This window comes from Klebsiella sp. CN_Kp075, from assembly GCF_040065055.2.
GTDB lineage: Bacteria > Pseudomonadota > Gammaproteobacteria > Enterobacterales > Enterobacteriaceae > Klebsiella > Klebsiella aerogenes.
On sequence record NZ_CM198050.1, the window covers coordinates 1,926,247 to 1,945,526 of the forward strand.

Sequence of the window (19,280 nt, forward strand, 5' to 3'; positions counted from 1 at the left end):
AGCCTCTCAATCAACTCGCCGCTTTCTTCGTCATACTCAGAACAAACAGCGCCGCTGCGCAGAGCACAACCGAAGGGCCTGCAGGGGTATCGTAGAACGCCGAGAAGGTTAAACCGCCGGTCACCGCCAGCATACCTACACCAACGGCTACCGCGGCCATCTGTTCCGGCGTGCGGGCAAAACGGCGGGCGGTAGCGGCCGGGATTATCAACAACGAAGTGATGATCAGCGCGCCGACGAACTTCATTGCCACGCCGATAGTCAATGCCGTCACCAGCATCAGCAGCAGCTTAACCCGCTGCAACTTCACCCCATCAACAAACGCTAAATCAGGGCTGATGGTCATCGCCAGCAGGTTGCGCCACTGCCAGAGCAATATCGCGACCACTACCACCACGCCTAACGCAATGGAGATTAAATCCTGCGGGGTAACGGCTAACAGATCGCCAAACAGATAGGCCATCAGGTCGACGCGCACGTTCGACATCAGGCTCACCACCACCAGACCGAGCGACAGCGCGCTGTGCGCCATAATACCCAGCAGGGTATCGACCGCCAGGTGAGGGCGTTTTTCCAGCCATACCAGCCCGCCTGCCAGCAGCAGCGTGACCACAATAACCGCATAAAACGGATTAACGTTGAGCAGCAGACCAAACGCCACGCCAAGCAGCGAAGCATGCGCCAGCGTATCGCCAAAGTAGGACATTCTCCGCCAGACCACGAACGAACCCAGGGGGCCTGCCGCGCAGGCGAGCATCATGCCGGCTAACCAGCCGGGTAACAGTAATTCAATCATCAGCGGCCATTTCCTCGACGCAGTACAATCCGCCCCTGCAGGTCGTGGCGGTGATTATGTTGGTGACGATAAATGCCCAGCTGTTCCGCGCCGCGCGGGCCGAACATGGAGATAAATTCCGGATGCATCGAGACCACTTCCGGAGTTCCGGAGCAGCAAATATGCTGATTCAGGCACAGCACTTCATCGGTTTTGGCCATCACCAGGTGGAGATCGTGGGAAACCATTAAGACCGCGCAGTTCAGCTCCTGACGCAGTTGATTAATTAAATCATACAATGCCACCTGACCATTGACGTCGACGCCCTGGGTCGGTTCATCCAGCACCAGAAGTTGTGGTTGATTCAGCAGGGCGCGCGCCAGCAAAACGCGCTGGGTTTCGCCACCGGAGAGCTTTTGCATTGGCGCATCGATTAGATGCCCGGCCTGCACACGCTGCAGCGCCGGCATAATATCCTGCTTGCGGGTACCGGGACGCAGGCGCATAAAGCGGCTGACCGTCAGCGGCATGGTAGCATCAAGATGCAGTTTTTGCGGCACATAGCCGATACGCAGATTTTTCTCGCGCTGGATAGCACCTTCGGTCGGCGTCACCAGGCCGAGCACCACGCGCACCAGCGTCGATTTCCCGGCGCCGTTTGGGCCAAGAAGCGTTAAAATTTTGCCTGGTTTTAGCGTTAGCGAAATGTCAGACAACACGCGCCGCTGGCCGTAGACGACCGCGACTTTTTCCAGCGTTACAAGATTCGTCATGTCAAATTAGGGGTTGCACTAGCGATTGAATGTTATAATATCACATCACTTTCGCTCATTACGATGATTAGTCGCATTATGTTACATAAAAATACGCTTCTTTGCGCTGGACTTAGCGCCGCTTTTTTGTTCGCTCATGCCCCGGTTGCTCATGCAGCCGTTGTCGCTTCCATGAAACCCCTTGGCTTTATCGCTTCCGCCATCGCCGATGGCGTGACGGATACCCAGGTTTTACTGCCTGATGGTGCTTCCGAGCATGATTATTCCCTGCGTCCATCGGATGTAAAACGCTTACAGAACGCAGACTTAGTCGTATGGATTGGTCCAGAAATGGAAGCCTTTATGGACAAGTCAACGCAAAGCATTGCGGAGCAGAAAAAGGTCACCATCGCCCAGTTGGATGGGGTGAAACCGTTGCTCATGAAAGGGACGGATGATGACGATGACGAACATGGTCACGAACATGCTAATGGCGAAAAAAGTGACGGCGATCACCATCACGGCATTTACAATATGCATCTGTGGCTCTCCCCAGAGATAGCGCGGCTCTCAGCGGTTGCAATCCACGATAAATTATTGGAACTTATGCCGCAGAGTCGAGCCAAACTTGACGCCAACCTGAAGGAATTTGAGGCAAAATTAGCCGCAACCGACAAACAGGTGAGTAACGAGCTGGCGCCGGTGAAAGGTAAGGGGTATTTCGTTTTTCATGATGCCTATGGCTACTACGAAAAACATTACGGTTTGACCTCGTTGGGGCATTTTACCGTCAACCCTGAAATCCAGCCTGGTGCGCAGCGTTTACACGAAATAAGAACACAGTTGGTTGAGCAGAAAGCGACTTGCGTTTTTGCTGAGCCACAATTCAGGCCAGCGGTTATCGAAGCTGTTGCCAGGGGGACCTCCGTGCGCATGGGAACCCTGGATCCACTTGGAATCGGAATTAAGCTGGGTAAAGACAGTTACCCGCAGTTCCTGAGCCAGTTGGGGCATCAGTATTCAAGCTGCCTGAAAGGAGATTAACGAGGAAGTGAATACGTGCAACAGATAGCCCGCGCTGTCACTCAGGCATTCAACAACTTGCCGCGACCCCATCGCGTTATGCTGGGGTCGTTGAGCGTCCTGACTTTAGCGGTCGCCGTCTGGCGGCCCTACATCTACCACCCGGAATCAGCCCCGATCGTCAGAACGATTGAGCTGGAAAAAAGCGAAATCCGCTCTCTGCTGCCGGAAGCCTCTGAACCCATCGATCAGGCGCCGCAGGAAGAAGAAGCTATCCCGCAGGATGAGCTCGACGATAAATCCGATAGCGACTCCGGCGGCCATGAATATGTGGTTTCCACCGGCGATACGCTGAGCAGTATTCTTAATCAGTACGGTATTGATATGGGCGATATCGCTCAACTCTCCTCTGCTGATAAAGAACTGCGCAACCTTAAAATTGGTCAACAGCTCTCCTGGACGCTGACCGCCGATGGCGACCTGCAAAGCCTGACGTGGGAGATGTCGCGCCGCGAGACGCGTACCTATAACCGCGTCGCCAATGGCTTTAAAATGAGCAGCGAGCTGCAGAAAGGGGATTGGGTCAACAATGTCCTGAAAGGTACCGTTGGCGCTAGCTTCGTCTCCAGCGCCCGTGATGCTGGCCTCACCAGTACGGAAATCAGCGCGGTCATCAAAGCGATGCAGTGGCAGATGGACTTCCGTAAGCTGAAAAAAGGTGATGAATTCTCGGTGCTGATGTCGCGTGAAATGCTTGATGGCAAGCGCGAGCAGAGCCAGCTGTTGGGCGTGCGTTTACGTTCCGATGGCAAAGATTATTACGCGATCCGTGCCGAAGATGGCAAATTCTACGATCGCAACGGTACGGGTCTGGCGAAAGGCTTCCTGCGCTTCCCGACCTCGCGTCAGTTCCGCGTGTCGTCTAACTTCAACCCGCGTCGCCTGAATCCGGTGACCGGGCGCGTTGCGCCGCATCGCGGCGTTGACTTCGCTATGCCGCAGGGCACGCCGGTGCTTTCCGTCGGCGATGGTGAAGTGGTGGTGGCGAAACGCAGCGGCGCGGCAGGTTACTATGTCGCCGTGCGTCATGGCCGCACCTATACCACCCGCTATATGCACCTGCGTAAGCTGCTGGTGAAACCGGGGCAGAAAGTGAAACGCGGTGATCGTATCGCGCTGTCGGGCAACACCGGGCGTTCTACTGGCCCGCACCTGCACTATGAAGTCTGGATCAACCAGCAGGCGGTTAACCCGCTGACGGCGAAATTGCCGCGTACCGAAGGTTTAACCGGTTCCGACCGTACCGATTATCTGGCGCAGGCCAAAGAGGTTATCCCACAGCTGCGCTTTGATTAGTCTGAATTATCTTCACTGAAAGCCGGCGCCTGATATGCGCCGGCTTTTTCTTTTGTGCGATGAGTGACGTGTCGCTAAACTAAGCCATTATCTTTATTGATTAAGCAGAACTTCTGCGGACCGGGCATGGAAACGAAAAAAAATAACATTGAATTTATCCCCAAATTTGAGAAATCTTTTTTACTGCCGCGCTACTGGGGCGCGTGGCTGGGCGTTTTCGCCTTCGCCGGAATCGCGCTGACGCCTCCCTCTTTCCGCGACCCTATTCTCGGAAAACTGGGGCGTTTTGTTGGCCGTCTGGCAAAAAGCTCCCGCCGTCGGGCGCAGATTAACCTGCTGTACTGCTTCCCGGAAAAAAGTGAGCAAGAGCGTGAAGCTATCATTGATGCGATGTATATGTCTGCTCCGCAGGCAATGGTGATGATGGCCGAACTCGGCATGCGCGATCCGCAGCGTGTGATGTCCCGCGTTGACTGGCAAGGGAAAGAGATCATTGACGAGATGCACCGTAATAATGAAAAGGTCATCTTTTTAGTGCCGCACGCCTGGGGCGTGGATATTCCGGCGATGCTGATGGCTTCAGGCGGGCAAAAAATGGCCGCGATGTTCCATAACCAGGGTAATCCAGTATTTGACTACGTCTGGAACACCGTGCGCCGTCGTTTTGGCGGGCGGATGCACGCGCGTAACGATGGTATCAAGCCGTTTATTCAATCGGTGCGACAGGGCTACTGGGGCTATTATCTGCCCGACCAGGATCACGGCGCCGAGCACAGCGAATTTGTTGATTTCTTCGCGACTTATAAAGCGACTCTTCCGGCGATTGGCCGTCTGATGAAAGTCTGCCGCGCGCGCGTAGTGCCGCTATTTCCGGTGTATGACGGTAAAACGCATCGCCTGACGGTACTGGTGCGCCCGCCGATGGACGATCTGCTGGAAGCCGATGACACGACGATTGCGCGCCGTATGAACGAAGAGGTTGAGATTTTCGTCAGGCCGCACACCGAACAGTATACCTGGATCCTGAAACTGCTGAAGACGCGTAAGCCGGGTGAAACTGAGCCTTATAAGCGCAAAGAACTGTTTCCGAAGAAGTAAGCTGTATGCTGCGCTGAGCAGGGCTACGGCGCCTGCATTTACCAGACCGTAGGCCGGATAAGGCGCAGCCGCCATCCGGCGCAAAAGCGGCTCCTTATCCGCGGATATTGCCCGGCGGCGCTGCGCTTGCGCGGGCCTACAAAGCATTTCCGTATGCTACCATCGCCGGCATGCTGTGATGCCTGCATTTACCAGGATAACAAGCATAAAAAAGCCTCCGTAAGGAGGCTTTCCTGTCTCTGAAGATGATTACTCAACGGTCAGGATACGGGTGGTGTTGGTGCTGCCGATGGTGCTCATCACGTCGCCCTGGGTGACGACCACCAGGTCGCCGGAGACCAGATAGCCTTTATCACGCAGCAGGTTAACCGCGTCGTGCGCGGCGGCAACGCCGTCGTTATGGCTGTCGAAATGTACCGGCGTCACGCCACGATAGAGCGCTGTCAGGTTCAGAGTACGCTCGTGACGGGAGAGGGCGAAAATCGGCAGGCCGGAACTGATACGCGAAGTCATCAGTGCGGTGCGGCCGGACTCGGTCATGGTGATAATCGCGGTAATGCCTTTCAGGTGGTTGGCCGCATACATCGCCGACATGGCAATCGCTTCTTCGACGTTGTCGAACTGGACGTCAAGACGGTGTTTAGAAACGTTGAGGCTTGGGATCTTCTCCGCGCCCAGGCACACGCGCGCCATCGCGGCAACGGTTTCTGACGGATATTGGCCGGCAGCGGTTTCTGCGGACAGCATTACGGCATCGGTACCGTCCAGCACGGCGTTCGCTACGTCCATAACTTCCGCACGGGTCGGCATCGGATTGGTGATCATCGATTCCATCATCTGCGTGGCGGTGATGACCGAGCGGTTAAGCTGGCGAGCGCGGCGGATCAGCGCTTTCTGGATACCCACCAGTTCCGGATCGCCGATTTCCACACCGAGATCGCCGCGAGCAACCATCACCACATCGGAGGCGAGAATAACGTCGTCCATGGCATCCTGGTCGCAGACCGCTTCCGCACGCTCGACTTTAGCGACGATTTTCGCATCGCAGCCAGCGTCGCGGGCCAGACGGCGAGCGTAGTTCAGGTCTTCGCCGCAGCGCGGGAAGGAGACCGCCAGGTAATCAACGCCAATTTTTGCGGCGGTAACGATATCGGCTTTGTCTTTATCGGTTAGCGCTTCTGCAGACAGCCCGCCGCCGAGTTTGTTAATACCTTTATTGTTAGATAGCGGGCCACCAACGGTAACTTCGGTGAACACTTTCATCCCTTGTACTTCCAGAACCTTCAGCTGCACGCGACCATCGTCGAGCAGCAGGATATCGCCTGGAACGACGTCCGCCGGCAGGCCTTTATAGTCGATGCCGACTTTTTCTTTATCGCCTTCGCCTTTGCCGAGGTTGGCGTCGAGCAGGAATTTGTCGCCGATGTTAAGGAAAATTTTGCCTTCTTTGAAGGTAGAGACGCGGATTTTCGGCCCCTGCAGGTCGCCGAGAATTGCTACGTGACGGCCCAGTTTTGCTGCAATTTCACGGACTTTGTCTGCGCGGAGCTGGTGATCTTCCGGGGTACCGTGAGAGAAGTTCATGCGTACGACGTTAGCGCCCGCGGCGATAACCTTTTCGAGGTTGTTATCGCGGTCAGTTGCCGGGCCTAAGGTCGTTACGATTTTGGTTCTGCGAAGCCTTCTGGACATGTAATACTCCGTTGACTGAAACAACTTTGGTGTTGCGTGAACATGGATTCGGTAGCGCCGAATCCGCTAATCGGCGGAACTGCTACGCTGCCGGGACATAATTGGTCTCTGACTTATAATGACTATTATTGTTTATCACTACTAATGAGTAGTTCTTTATCAAAGCGCGATTCCTTGAGCGCTTCCTTGACCCTCTTCAAGTTATCTCTGAATTTTGCTCCGCGGCGCAGGGTGAAGCCAGTCGCCAGCACATCAATTACCGTGAGCTGGGCCAGACGCGACACCATTGGCATATAAATATCGGTGTCTTCCGGGACGTCCAGAGTAATGGCCAGCGTCGACTCCCGCGCCAGCGGGGTGCCGGCTGAAGTAATGGCAATGACCATGGCATCGTTTTCACGCGCCAGTTGCGCCAGTTCAACCAGGCTTTTGGTGCGCCCGGTGTGTGAAATGATGACCACCACGTCATCATCGTTACAATTCATACAGCTCATGCGCTGCAGGACAATATCGTCGGAGTAGATGACCGGGACGTTAAAACGGAAAAATTTATTCATGGCGTCATGCGCGACGGCGGCTGAGGACCCCAGACCGAAGAAGGAGATTTTCTTCGCCTGGGTAAGCAGATCGACTGCCCGGTTGACCGCCGACATATCCAGCGCATGATGTACCTGATCGAGGCTGGCCATCGCCGATTCGAAAATTTTCGCCGTATAGGATTCGACGCTGTCGTCTTCATCGACATTACGGTTAACATAGAGGGTACCGTGTGCCAGACTTTGTGCCAGATGCAGTTTAAAATCGGGGAAACCCCGGGTTTCCAGACTGCGACAAAATCGGTTTACGGTCGGCTCGCTGACGCCGGCTTCCAGCGCCAGGGCCGCTATGCTTGAGTGAATGGCCTGCGCCGGGGTGGCAAGAATGACTTCCGCCACTTTGCGTTCAGATTTGCTAAGGTTTTCCAGTCGGGACTGGATTTTTTCCAGCATGTTCATTGTTAACAGGCGCTCATCAATGGAAACGATTTCATTAATGGGTGAAATCATCAGGCGTTTTAGCAAGAATATACCCCTCCGCAATCAGAAGCGGTGAGGAATAACGAGAAAAAATGTCGTTTTTTTTCATTACATGATCAGAGTCGTATTTTACTAACTGAAAACCAGACGAAACAACGAACATTCTTAGCCTGATGCCCAATTTGTCGGCGAACGCTTTTCCTCTATGTGCGGTAACGTCGGGAAAGCACCGCTAAGGGTTTCAGGAAATTCGTAAACACAGTACAGTGCAGCGTAAGAAAATTACAAATTTAGCCTGGCATAAGCACCAGACTATCAACTGAGGAGAATGACATGGCGGTAACGCAAACGGCCCAGGCATGCGATCTGGTCATTTTCGGCGCGAAAGGTGACCTCGCGCGCCGTAAACTGTTGCCTTCCCTGTATCAGCTTGAAAAGGCTGGCCAGATTAACCCTGAAACCCGCATCATCGGCGTTGGTCGCGCCGATTGGGATAAAGACGCTTACACCAAAGTAGTGCGTGAAGCGTTAGAAACCTTCATGAAAGAGAAAATCGACGAAGGTTTATGGGATACCCTGAGCGGTCGTCTGGACTTCTGTAATCTTGATGTCAACGATACCAGCGGCTTCACCCGTCTGGGCGAAATGCTGGATCAGGAAAACCGGGTCACCATTAACTACTTCGCGATGCCGCCAAGCACTTTCGGCGCCATCTGCAAAGGCCTGGGCGAAGCGAAGCTGAATGCCAAACCCGCGCGGGTGGTGATGGAAAAACCGCTCGGTACCTCGCTGGAAACCTCCCGGGAAATCAATGACCAGGTGGGTGAGTATTTCGAAGAGTGCCAGGTTTACCGTATCGACCATTACCTGGGTAAAGAGACGGTACTGAACCTGTTGGCGCTGCGCTTTGCTAACTCCCTGTTCGTCAATAACTGGGACTGCCGCACCATTGACCACGTTGAAATCACCGTGGCGGAAGAAGTGGGTATCGAAGGCCGCTGGGGTTATTTCGATCAAGCCGGGCAGATGCGCGACATGATCCAGAACCATCTGCTGCAGATCCTGTGCATGATCGCCATGTCGCCGCCGTCGGATCTAACTGCCGACAGCATCCGCGATGAAAAAGTAAAAGTGCTGAAATCGCTACGCCGAATCGATCGCTCGAACGTGCGTGAGAAAACCGTCCGTGGTCAATACACCGCCGGGTTTGCGCAAGGCAAAAAAGTACCGGGCTATCTGGAAGAAGAGGGCGCTAACAAATCCAGTAATACGGAGACCTTTGTGGCCATCCGCGTGGATATCGATAACTGGCGCTGGGCTGGGGTTCCGTTCTACCTGCGTACCGGTAAACGTCTGCCGACCAAATGTTCCGAAGTGGTGGTTTACTTCAAAACTCCGGAACTGAACCTGTTCAAAGAGACCTGGCAGGAGCTGCCGCAGAACAAACTAACCATTCGTCTGCAGCCGGATGAAGGTGTTGATATTCAGGTGCTTAACAAAGTTCCAGGCCTCGATCACAAGCATAATCTGCAGATCACCAAACTGGATCTGAGCTACTCCGAGACCTTCAATCAAACTCACCTGGCGGATGCCTACGAACGCCTGCTGTTGGAAACCATGCGCGGTATCCAGGCGCTGTTCGTGCGTCGCGATGAAGTGGAAGAAGCGTGGAAGTGGGTTGACTCCATTACCGGCGCATGGGCGGCCGACGGCGACGCGCCGAAGCCTTACCAGGCAGGTACCTGGGGCCCGGTGGCGTCGGTGGCGATGATCACCCGCGATGGCCGTTCCTGGAACGAATTCGAGTAAGTGTATCGTTAATCCGGGAGAGTTATTTTACCGGTAACATGATCTGGCGCAGTCTGGCGCATAATTTTTAATCTTTTAAGCCCCGGGAGGATTCACCCCCGGGGCTTTTTTTATTACACTGCCTGTAGACATTTTGCCCCTGAGCCCCAGTGGTGGTGCCATTTACACCATTCTTCGACGTCATCGCGCGGTGGCCGGACAGATAAATTTTGAGGAGCCTCTATGAATTCGACAATGTTACGGGTAACAAATCGCATTATCGAACGGTCGCGCGAACCCCGCTCAGCCTACCTCGCACGGATTAATCAAGCCAAAAGCGATACCGTCCATCGCTCGCAGTTGGCCTGCGGTAACCTGGCGCACGGTTTTGCCGCCTGTCAGTCAGAAGATAAAGCGTCGCTGAAGAGCATGTTGCGCAACAACATCGCCATTATCACCTCCTACAACGATATGTTGTCCGCCCACCAGCCTTATGAACATTATCCGGATATCATTCGCAAAGCCTTGCACTCCGCCAATGCGGTAGGGCAAGTGGCCGGCGGCGTACCGGCAATGTGTGACGGCGTGACGCAGGGTCAGGATGGCATGGAGCTGTCGCTGCTGAGCCGCGAAGTGATTGCCATGTCCGCCGCCATCGGCCTGTCGCATAACATGTTCGACGGCGCATTGTATCTTGGCGTATGCGATAAAATTGTTCCCGGTCTGACCATGGCGGCGCTCTCCTTCGGCCATCTGCCGTCGGTGTTTATTCCCTCCGGCCCGATGGCCAGCGGTCTGCCGAATAAAGAAAAAGTGCGTATTCGTCAGCTGTATGCCGAAGGTAAGGTTGACCGTATGGCTCTGCTTGAATCCGAAGCTGCCTCTTATCATGCGCCGGGCACTTGTACCTTCTACGGTACCGCCAACACCAACCAGATGGTGGTTGAGTTCATGGGTATGCAGCTGCCAGGTTCCTCGTTTGTTCACCCGGACGCTCCGCTGCGTGAAGCGCTGACCAGCGCCGCCGCGCGTCAGGTGACGCGCATGACCGGCAACGGCAATGAGTGGATGCCGCTGGGTAAAATGATTGACGAAAAAGTGGTGGTCAACGGTATCGTTGCGCTGCTGGCGACCGGCGGCTCCACCAACCATACGATGCACCTGGTAGCGATGGCGCGCGCGGCGGGCATTATCATTAACTGGGATGATTTCTCCGATCTTTCTGATGTGGTGCCGCTGCTGGCGCGTCTGTATCCAAACGGTCCGGCGGACATTAACCACTTCCAGGCGGCAGGCGGCGTGCCGGTACTGGTGCGCGAGCTGCTAAAAGGCGGATTGCTGCATGAAGATGTCAACACGGTTGCCGGCTTCGGCCTGTCCCGTTACACCATGGAACCATGGCTGAATAACGGCGAACTGGACTGGCGTGAAGGGGCGACCGCGCCGCTTGACGATCAGGTCATTGCTACCTTCGAGAAACCGTTCTCCCGCCATGGCGGTACCAAAGTGCTGAGCGGTAACCTCGGTCGTGCGGTAATGAAGACCTCCGCGGTGCCGGTTGAGAACCAGATTATCGAAGCGCCAGCGGTCGTCTTTGAGAGCCAGCACGACGTACTGCCGGCGTTTGAGGCGGGACTGCTGGATAAAGATTGCGTAGTCGTTGTACGCCATCAGGGGCCGAAAGCGAACGGCATGCCAGAATTACATAAACTTATGCCGCCACTTGGTGTATTATTGGACCGCCGTTTCAAAATTGCGCTGGTCACCGATGGTCGACTTTCCGGCGCATCAGGCAAGGTACCGTCAGCCATCCATGTTACTCCTGAAGCCTATGATGGCGGCTTGCTGGCGAAAGTGCGCGATGGCGACATGATTCGCGTTAACGGGCAGACCGGCGAGTTGACCCTGCTGGTCGATGAAGCCGAACTGGCCGCCCGCCAGCCGCATATTCCTGACCTGAGCAGTTCGCGGGTCGGTACCGGCCGCGAGATGTTCGGCGCGCTGCGCGAGAAGCTCTCCGGAGCCGAGCAGGGCGCAACCTGCATCACTTTTTAAGACGATTCGATTTGTAGATCTGGCGAGAGAAAACTCTGATGAAAAACTGGAAAACAACTGCAGAAGCAATCCTGACTAACGGCCCGGTCGTACCGGTTATCGTGGTGAAAAAGCTGGAACACGCGGTGCCGATGGCGAAAGCGCTGGTTGCAGGCGGCGTACGCGTTCTGGAAGTCACGTTGCGCACCGAGTGCGCGCTGGAAGCTATCCGCGCTATCGCCAAAGAAGTGCCGGAGGCGATTGTCGGCGCCGGCACCGTGACCAACGTTGAGCAACTGAAAGCCGTAACTGAAGCAGGCGCGCAGTTCGCTATTAGCCCGGGCCTGACCGAGTCCCTACTGAAAGCGGCGACCGGCGAAGGTACTATCCCGCTGATCCCGGGGATCAGCACCGTTTCCGAACTGATGCTGGGCATGCAGTATGGTCTGAAAGAATTCAAATTCTTCCCGGCGGAAGCGAACGGCGGCGTGAAAGCGCTGCAGGCGATTGCGGGTCCGTTCGGTCACATTCGTTTCTGCCCGACTGGCGGTATCTCTCCGGCGAACTATCGCGATTACCTGGCGCTGAACAGCGTGCTGTGTATCGGCGGTTCCTGGCTGGTTCCGGCCGACGCGCTGGAGGCTGGCGATTACGAGCGTATCACTAAGCTGGCTCGTGAAGCGGTAGAAGGCGCGAAATAATTTCTGCGCCTTAAATGACAGAAGCCCGGCCCGCGTGAGCGACCGGGCTTTTTTTTATCCCTTCACGACAACCGCGGCGGCAGCGTTTTTGGCGCGGCTGATGGCTTCGTCGACGTTGTCAGCAACCGCCAGCGTAACGCCCAGGCGACGCGCGCCGGCGATTTCCGGTTTGCCGAACAGCCGCAACTGCAGACCCGCGCCAACGGCGGCATGCAGATTGCCAAAGGTCACATTCTCACTGGTTAGCTGCGGTAAAATCACCGCCGATGCCGCTGGGCCATACTGGCGGATGGCGCCGATCGGCAGGCCAAGGAAGGCGCGAACGTGCAGGGCGAATTCCGATAGATCCTGCGAGATCAGAGTGACCATGCCGGTATCGTGTGGGCGAGGGGAGACTTCGCTGAAGATAACCTCATCGCCGCAAACGAACAATTCAACGCCGAAGAGCCCATATCCACCCAGCGCCAGCACCACTTTGCGGGCGATCTCCTGCGCGCGTTGCAGCGCGAGATCGCTCATCTGCTGCGGCTGCCAGGATTCACGGTAGTCGCCATCTTCCTGACGATGGCCTACCGGGGCGCAAAAGTGGACGCCGTCGACGGCGCTGACGGTGAGCAGCGTAATTTCAAAATCAAAATTTACCACCCCTTCGACGATGACGCGTCCGGCGCCTGCGCGCCCGCCCTGTTGGGCGTATTGCCAGGCGGCGCTGAGCTGGTCAGCCGAGCGGATAAAGCTTTGGCCTTTACCCGAGGAACTCATTACCGGCTTAACGATACAAGGCAGACCAATTTCGGCGACGGCGGCGCGGAACCCTTCTTCACTGTCGGCAAAACGATAGGCAGAGGTGGGGATCTGCAGTTCTTCTGCCGCCAGCCGGCGAATGCCTTCGCGATTCATGGTGAGTTTCGCGGCCCGCGCGGTTGGCACCACTTTTTGCCCGGCTTGTTCCAGTTCAACCAGAGTGTCGGTGGCAATGGCTTCGATCTCCGGCACGATATAATCTGGCCTTTCTAAGGCGATCAGTTCACGCAGCGCGTCGCCGTGCAGCATGTTGATGACGTGCGAACGATGGGCCACCTGCATCGCCGGCGCATCGGGATAGCGGTCGACGGCGATGGTTTCAATACCCAGCCGCTGGCATTCAATGGCGACTTCTTTTCCGAGCTCGCCGGAACCTAACAACATTACCTTCGTGGCCGCGGGGCGCAGCGCGGTACCTAATAAAGTCATAACCTACTCTCAGCGTAAACAGAACATGCCGCGCATTATAAACGAAAACGTTTGCGTCTGTCTTTATACGCGTAAGTTGAGAACGGCGGTGAAATTTGATATACTGTATATAAATACAGTATAAAGAGGCTGCACAATGGCGGTTGAAATCAAATACGTCGTGATCCGTGAAGGTGAGGAAAAAATGTCTTTTGCCAGCAAAAAAGAGGCCGATGCTTACGACAAAATGCTCGATTTGGCAGAGGTGCTCAATGACTGGCTGGTCGCGTGCCCGCTGGAATTAGATGAAGCTCAGCGTGACAATATGTCGATGTGGCTGGCCGAGCGCAAAGACGCCTTACACCACATTCTGAAGTCAGGGAAATTGCCGGAAGCAGAAGATCATGCTGAGGCGGCGGCAGAAATGCCGGAGTCTGCGCCTACAGAGGACGAGGCTCAGCCTGGTGCCGCCGAAGAAGGCGCCGCGAAAAAGCCGCGCAAAGCAAAGGCCGCCTGATAACCGGCGCAACGGAAATTTTCGCATCTTTAGCCAGCCATAACATTTCCTGACGTCTCGTCGTTTAGGCTGATGGCATCGCATCTCGCGCTATGAGGAATGTTATGGCTAACTGGCTTAATCAACTTCAGTCCCTGCTGGGTCAGCAGGGCGATTCCGTTTCCGCTGAAAAGTCTTCATCCGCTAAAAACCTGCTGCCTGGCGCCTTGGGCGGCCTTGCGGGTTTGTTGGTCGCCAGCAAATCATCGCGCAAGCTGCTGGCGAAATATGGCACCGGCGCGCTGCTGGTTGGCGGCGGCGCGGTGGCAGGCAGCGTGCTGTGGAATAAGTATCAGCAAAAAATGCGCGGCCAGCAGGCGGATATCGCGACACAGACATCCACCGCGGTTGCCCAGGAACCGGTTGTGCTTGATGCGCGCAGCGAGCGGCTGATTACCGCGCTAGTCTTTGCCGCCAAAAGCGACGGTCATATTGACGAACGTGAACGTCAGCATATAGAAGAGCAGTTGCGCGCGGCGAACATCGACGTGCAGGGCCGAGTGTTGATCGACAGGGTTTTAACCCAGCCGCTCGACCCGCAGCGGCTGGCGCAAAGCGTGCGCGATGGGCAAGAGGCGCTGGAAATCTACTACCTCAGCTGCGCGGTAATTGATATCGACCATTTTATGGAGCGCAGCTATCTGGATGCGCTCGGCGATGCGCTCAAGCTGCCTGAGGACGTTCGTCAGGAGATAGAACGCGATGTTCAGGCGCAAAAACAGGCGCTTGATTCTTAAAAGAGAGCGTTTCGCTTGCATCGCTGGCCACTTTTGCCACCCTTATAGACACGACATCGTTCAGGGCGCTCGGCGCCCTGAGTGATTTTGTGATTCCATAATAAGACGCAGAAGAATAACGCATGCTACCGAAAGCCAAACGGATCCCCCACGCCATGACGCTACATGGCGACACTCGCATCGATAACTACTACTGGCTACGCGATGACGAACGCGCGCGCCCGGAAGTGCTGGAGTATCTCCATCAGGAAAATGACTACGGCAAAAAGGTGATGGATTCACAAAGCAGCCTGCAGGAGCGGGTGCTGAAGGAAATCATCGATCGCATTCCGCAGCGGGAGGTCTCCGCTCCTTATAGCAAAAATGGCTACCGCTATCGCCAGGTCTATGAACCAGGCTGTGAATACGCGATTTACCAACGTCAATCGGTGCTCAAAGAAGAGTGGGATGAATGGGAGATTTTGCTCGACGCCAACCAACGGGCGGCGAAGAGCGAATTCTATACTCTCGGCGGATTAGGCGTCGCGCCGAACAACCAACTGATGGCGGTGGCGGAAGATTATCTTTCCCGCCGTCAGTACGGCTTACGTTTTAAGGATCTGAGCAGCGGCGAATGGTCGGCTGAGATCCTGGAAAACGTCACGCCAGGATTTGCCTGGAGTAATGACTCTCGTTTTTTGTGGTATGTGCGTAAGCACCCGACCACGCTGCTGCCGTATCAGGTCTGGCGGCATGCCATTGGCACTAGCGCGGATAACGATGTGTTGGTCTACGAAGAGAAAGACGACACGTTTTACGTCAGCGTGCATAAAACCACCTCCCAGCAGTTTGTGGTTATTTATCTTGCCAGCGCCACCACCAGTGAAGTGTTACTCCTTAATCCGGAGCTTCCTGACGCCGAACCGGTGTGCTTTTTGCCGCGACGCAAGGATCATGAATATAGCCTCGACCATTATCAGCACGCGTTTTATCTGCGCTCTAATCGCGAAGGTAAGAACTTTGGCCTCTACCGCACCGTGCTTCGCGACGAAGGGCAGTGGCAGACGTTGATCCCTGCGCGTCCTGACGTGATGCTCGAAGGTTTTACCCTGTTTACCGATTGGCTGGTGGTCGAGGAACGCCAGCGGGGCTTAACCAGCCTGCGGCAGATCAACCGTAAAACGCGAGAAGTGGTTGGCATCGCTTTTGACGATCCCGCCTACGTCACGTGGCTTGCCTATAATCCGGAACCGGAAACGTCAAGGCTGCGCTATGGTTATTCATCGATGACGACCCCGGATACGCTATTTGAGCTGGATATGGATACCGGCGAGCGGCGGGTTATCAAACAACAGGAAGTGCAGGGCTTTGACGCTGCCTGTTATCGCAGCGAACATCTGTGGGTGACAGCGCGTGACGGCGTGGAGGTGCCGGTATCGCTGGTCTATCACCGTGAACACTTTCGCAAAGGGGTCAGCCCGTTACTGGTGTACGGCTATGGCTCTTACGGCGCCAGCATGGACGCCGATTTTAGCGCCAGCCGTCTGAGCCTGCTGGATCGCGGTTTTGTCTTTGCAATAGCCCATATTCGCGGCGGCGGCGAACTTGGCCAGCAGTGGTATGAAGACGGCAAATTCCTCAACAAGAAGAATACCTTTAACGATTATCTGGACGTCTGCGATGCGCTGCTGGCGCAGGGATATGGCGACCCTAAATTATGCTATGGCATGGGCGGCAGCGCCGGCGGCATGCTGATGGGCGTGGCGATAAACCAACGACCGGAGTTGTTCCATGGCGTAGTGGCGCAGGTGCCGTTTGTTGACGTACTGACCACCATGCTCGACGAATCTATTCCGCTCACGACCGGTGAGTTTGAGGAGTGGGGAAACCCGCAGGACGAAACCTATTATCACTATATGAAGAGCTATAGCCCCTATGATGGCGTCTCAGCCCAGGCTTATCCGCATATGTTAGTGACCACCGGGCTGCATGATTCGCAGGTGCAATACTGGGAACCCGCAAAATGGGTGGCGAAGCTACGCGAGCTGAAAACCGACGACAATCTGCTGCTGTTATGTACCGACATGGATTCCGGGCATGGCGGTAAGTCGGGACGGTTTAAAAGCTACGAGGGCGTGGCGTTGGAGTACGCCTTTTTAATCGCCCTCGCGCAAGGCACCTTGCCCGGCAAGGTAGAAGTGTAGCGTTACTCGCCGAGGTAGTGTTTGAGGGTCAGCCGCAGTTCAGGGCTCATTCGGTCCAGGTTATTGAACAGCCAACGTAAATAGCCTGGATCGTTTTCCGCCACTTCCGACACCGCTTTGCCGCGATATTTGCCGAAGGTAAAGGTAGTCAGCAGCGCCGGTCGGCCGGTAATGTCGGCCATTTCATCCGGTGACCAGCCGGAAACCTGCATGATATCCAGCAGTAGGGCAGCGGTGATATAACAGTCGTACAGCGCGCGGTGGTGATGCAAACCCGGTGGGGTGGCTACGCTTAGCTTGCGCGACTTATACAACCCCATATTGCTGTACTTAATTCCCGGCCACAGGCGGCGCGCCAGCTTCATAGTACAAATCCACTCGCCGTTCATTTCCGGTAATACCCGGCGATCAAAGCTGGCGTTATGGGCGACATACCATGGACTGCCCTGGTATTGCGGTACGATTTCTTCAATCCAGGGCTTATCGGCCACCATTTCTTCAGTGATGCGGTGGATAGCCATCGCCTGCGGGCTGATAGGGCGGTCAGGTCTCACCAGATGACTCACGGGATTCGTTATCTGGCCGTCGATGATATCGACGGAGGCAATTTCGACAATGCCGCCCTGCAAACCGCAGGTTTCGGTATCGATTACGCGCAGCATGGCTTACTCCTCGCCAAAAACACCAGCGTAAAGGAATGCGCGGCGGATGCCAATGGGGGGATCCTCAAGGAATGATCAATCATTTTGCTTTCGGTTCATACGGCAGGCGGGAAAGTGACACGGATGCCAGACGGTGCGCGATCAGACGTTCACGGAACCAGTCGCGCAGGTGAGCCGGTTGCTCTCGCTCGACGAGGTCGGCAACGACCGGCATATTGTAGCGTTCTTTAAAGGCGACGCCGGCCGCCGCGAGATCAACGTTGACCTTGTCCATTTCATCTTGCGAAATTTTTGCCAGATTATTTGCCATCAGTACCTCCTTCATTACGGCGCAAAAGTTACTAAGCGTGACGCTGAAAGGCAAGTCCCGGATGCTTAGCTCGACTATGCCATTATACAGGGTTATTCTCTGTCCAACATACATAACAAAAAGGAATGACGTTTATGCGAAACATCGCCGGACGCGCGCTATACGCCGCCGTATTTTTCAGCGCTATGTTAACCACCGCCAGCGCTTTTGCTCATGCTCATCTGCAACAACAAATCCCGGCGGCCGATTCGACGGTCTCCGCGTCGCCGCAGTCGCTCACGTTAACGTTTAGTGAAGGCGTCGAGCTCTCCTTCAGTGGTGTGACCCTCAGCGGCCCGCAGAATAAACCTGTCGCTACCGGCAAGCTGGCCCGCAGCGACGGTAATAAGGCGCAATTAACGCTGCCGCTGACTGAACCGCTGGCGGCGGGCGAGTATACCGTAGCGTGGCATGTGGTCTCCGTTGACGGCCATAAGACCAAAGGGCAATACCACTTCAGCGTGAAGTAAACCATGCTGACGGGAGTGTATGTCGGCCTGCGGTTTGTCCACTTCATCTCATTGATGACGGCTTTCGGTTGCGCGCTGTACGGCGCATGGTGGGCGCCAGCCTCGCTGCGTCGTCTGCTGATGCAGCGTTTTTATCCTTTGCTGCGCTACCTGCTAATGATTAGCGCTATTTCAGCCACCTTGATGCTGATGGCACAAGGCGGGTTGATGGCCGATGGCTGGGGGGATGTCTGGCGACCTGCAATCTGGAGGGCTGTTATCGGGACGCAGTTCGGCGGCGTCTGGCTTTGGCAAATGGTGCTGGCGTGGATTGCGCTGGCGGTGGCGTGGCTCAAACCACGCCGCCCGGCGCGTCTTCTGTTACTGCTATTTTGCGCGCAGTTGTTGTTAATGGCCGGCGTGGGGCATGCGGCGATGAACGACGGTTGGCTCGGCGCGCTACAGCGCACCAATCACGCGCTACATCTGTTCTGCGTCGCTGCCTGGGCCGGCGGGCTGTTGCCATTTGTCTATTGCCTGCGGCTGGCGCGCGGGCGCTGGCGTCAGGTAGCGATAACCACCATGATGCGTTTTTCACGTTATGGGCATCTGGCCGTGGCTGGCGCGATTGCCAGCGGAATTGGCAATACGCTATTAATACAGGGGCGGCTGATTGGCGATTCACCGTGGGGAGCGATGTTGTTGCTCAAATGTGCGCTGGTCGCCGCGATGGTAGCAATTGCGCTGGTGAACAGGTATGTTCTGGTACCGCGAATGTCAGGCGAAGGCGCATGGGCGGAACGGACTATTTTACGCACTACACAGCTGGAAATGGCGCTTGCCGCGCTGGCGATCCTCGCCGTCAGCCTGTTCGCGACCTGGCAACCTAATTGAGTT

Annotated in this window: 17 protein-coding genes and 1 pseudogene; 11 read left to right on the forward strand and 7 right to left on the reverse strand. The window is 55.6% G+C overall.

The annotated features are described in order from the left end of the window. Positions 1 to 10 precede the first annotated feature (10 nt). Together znuB and znuC are read right to left on the reverse strand one after the other, a co-directional pair. Positions 11 to 796, reverse strand: a complete 786-nt coding sequence (gene znuB / locus ABLV78_RS09155; RefSeq protein WP_045390315.1) for a zinc ABC transporter permease subunit ZnuB — start codon at positions 794 to 796, stop codon at positions 11 to 13. Then, positions 796 to 1,548: a zinc ABC transporter ATP-binding protein ZnuC gene (gene znuC, locus ABLV78_RS09160; RefSeq protein WP_015705955.1), complete on the reverse strand. Its 753-nt coding sequence runs from the start codon at positions 1,546 to 1,548 to the stop codon at positions 796 to 798. The genes znuB and znuC overlap by 1 nt, the downstream gene beginning before the upstream one ends. Before the next feature lie 78 nt (positions 1,549 to 1,626). Between znuC and znuA the strand changes: the two genes are divergently transcribed. The 3 genes from znuA to lpxM all read left to right on the forward strand — a co-directional run bounded on the left by znuA (position 1,627) and on the right by lpxM (position 5,004). Continuing rightward, positions 1,627 to 2,571: a zinc ABC transporter substrate-binding protein ZnuA gene (gene znuA, locus ABLV78_RS09165; protein WP_045390494.1), complete on the forward strand. Its 945-nt coding sequence runs from the start codon at positions 1,627 to 1,629 to the stop codon at positions 2,569 to 2,571. 15 nt (positions 2,572 to 2,586) lie between these two features. Beyond that, complete coding sequence (gene mepM / locus ABLV78_RS09170) at positions 2,587 to 3,906, forward strand: murein DD-endopeptidase MepM (RefSeq protein WP_045376156.1); 1,320 nt, start codon at positions 2,587 to 2,589, stop codon at positions 3,904 to 3,906. A gap of 126 nt (positions 3,907 to 4,032) precedes the next feature. Further along, the gene (gene lpxM, locus ABLV78_RS09175) at positions 4,033 to 5,004 is read left to right on the forward strand and encodes a lauroyl-Kdo(2)-lipid IV(A) myristoyltransferase (protein ID WP_045390317.1); all 972 of its coding nucleotides are present in this window, start codon (positions 4,033 to 4,035) and stop codon (positions 5,002 to 5,004) included. A gap of 249 nt (positions 5,005 to 5,253) precedes the next feature. On the opposite strand, the gene pyk is transcribed toward lpxM, so the two are convergent. Together pyk and ABLV78_RS09185 are read right to left on the reverse strand one after the other, a co-directional pair. Next, the gene (gene pyk / locus ABLV78_RS09180; protein ID WP_015365996.1) at positions 5,254 to 6,696 is read right to left on the reverse strand and encodes a pyruvate kinase; all 1,443 of its coding nucleotides are present in this window, start codon (positions 6,694 to 6,696) and stop codon (positions 5,254 to 5,256) included. A 125-nt stretch (positions 6,697 to 6,821) separates the two neighbouring features. Continuing rightward, a pseudogene (locus tag ABLV78_RS09185) lies at positions 6,822 to 7,726 on the reverse strand (MurR/RpiR family transcriptional regulator). 319 nt (positions 7,727 to 8,045) lie between these two features. Here ABLV78_RS09185 and zwf point away from each other — a divergent pair. From zwf to ABLV78_RS09200, 3 genes are all read left to right on the forward strand, one after another. Next, the gene (gene zwf, locus ABLV78_RS09190; RefSeq protein ID WP_045390321.1) at positions 8,046 to 9,521 is read left to right on the forward strand and encodes a glucose-6-phosphate dehydrogenase; all 1,476 of its coding nucleotides are present in this window, start codon (positions 8,046 to 8,048) and stop codon (positions 9,519 to 9,521) included. A gap of 222 nt (positions 9,522 to 9,743) precedes the next feature. Next, positions 9,744 to 11,555 (forward strand): phosphogluconate dehydratase, encoded by a 1,812-nt coding sequence (edd, locus tag ABLV78_RS09195; protein ID WP_047045342.1) that lies wholly within the window; start codon positions 9,744 to 9,746, stop codon positions 11,553 to 11,555. Between the two features lie 38 nt (positions 11,556 to 11,593). Next, positions 11,594 to 12,235: a bifunctional 4-hydroxy-2-oxoglutarate aldolase/2-dehydro-3-deoxy-phosphogluconate aldolase gene (locus tag ABLV78_RS09200; protein ID WP_047045340.1), complete on the forward strand. Its 642-nt coding sequence runs from the start codon at positions 11,594 to 11,596 to the stop codon at positions 12,233 to 12,235. A 54-nt stretch (positions 12,236 to 12,289) separates the two neighbouring features. Here the strand turns inward: ABLV78_RS09200 and purT are convergent, their stop codons facing one another. Beyond that, complete coding sequence (gene purT / locus ABLV78_RS09205; protein ID WP_045390325.1) at positions 12,290 to 13,468, reverse strand: formate-dependent phosphoribosylglycinamide formyltransferase; 1,179 nt, start codon at positions 13,466 to 13,468, stop codon at positions 12,290 to 12,292. Positions 13,469 to 13,604: 136 nt separating this feature from the next. On the opposite strand from purT, the gene ABLV78_RS09210 reads away from it, so the two are divergent. From ABLV78_RS09210 to ptrB, 3 genes are all read left to right on the forward strand, one after another. Continuing rightward, positions 13,605 to 13,964, forward strand: coding sequence for a YebG family protein (locus ABLV78_RS09210; protein WP_045390327.1), 360 nt, complete (start codon positions 13,605 to 13,607; stop codon positions 13,962 to 13,964). 104 nt (positions 13,965 to 14,068) lie between these two features. Next, positions 14,069 to 14,740, forward strand: a complete 672-nt coding sequence (locus ABLV78_RS09215) for a tellurite resistance TerB family protein (RefSeq protein WP_047045336.1) — start codon at positions 14,069 to 14,071, stop codon at positions 14,738 to 14,740. Positions 14,741 to 14,862: 122 nt separating this feature from the next. Beyond that, positions 14,863 to 16,923, forward strand: a complete 2,061-nt coding sequence (gene ptrB, locus ABLV78_RS09220) for an oligopeptidase B (protein ID WP_047045334.1) — start codon at positions 14,863 to 14,865, stop codon at positions 16,921 to 16,923. Between the two features lie 2 nt (positions 16,924 to 16,925). On the opposite strand, the gene exoX is transcribed toward ptrB, so the two are convergent. Both exoX and ABLV78_RS09230 read right to left on the reverse strand, forming a co-directional pair. Then, positions 16,926 to 17,585 (reverse strand): exodeoxyribonuclease X, encoded by a 660-nt coding sequence (gene exoX, locus ABLV78_RS09225; RefSeq protein ID WP_047045331.1) that lies wholly within the window; start codon positions 17,583 to 17,585, stop codon positions 16,926 to 16,928. 79 nt (positions 17,586 to 17,664) lie between these two features. Further along, entirely contained in the window at positions 17,665 to 17,895 is a 231-nt protein-coding gene (locus tag ABLV78_RS09230) for a DNA polymerase III subunit theta (protein WP_015366007.1), read from the reverse strand. 134 nt (positions 17,896 to 18,029) lie between these two features. Between ABLV78_RS09230 and yobA the strand changes: the two genes are divergently transcribed. Together yobA and copD are read left to right on the forward strand one after the other, a co-directional pair. Continuing rightward, positions 18,030 to 18,404: a CopC domain-containing protein YobA gene (yobA, locus tag ABLV78_RS09235; protein ID WP_045390336.1), complete on the forward strand. Its 375-nt coding sequence runs from the start codon at positions 18,030 to 18,032 to the stop codon at positions 18,402 to 18,404. Between the two features lie 3 nt (positions 18,405 to 18,407). Next, positions 18,408 to 19,277: a copper homeostasis membrane protein CopD gene (gene copD, locus ABLV78_RS09240; RefSeq protein WP_045390338.1), complete on the forward strand. Its 870-nt coding sequence runs from the start codon at positions 18,408 to 18,410 to the stop codon at positions 19,275 to 19,277. The last annotated feature ends 3 nt before the right edge of the window (positions 19,278 to 19,280 follow it).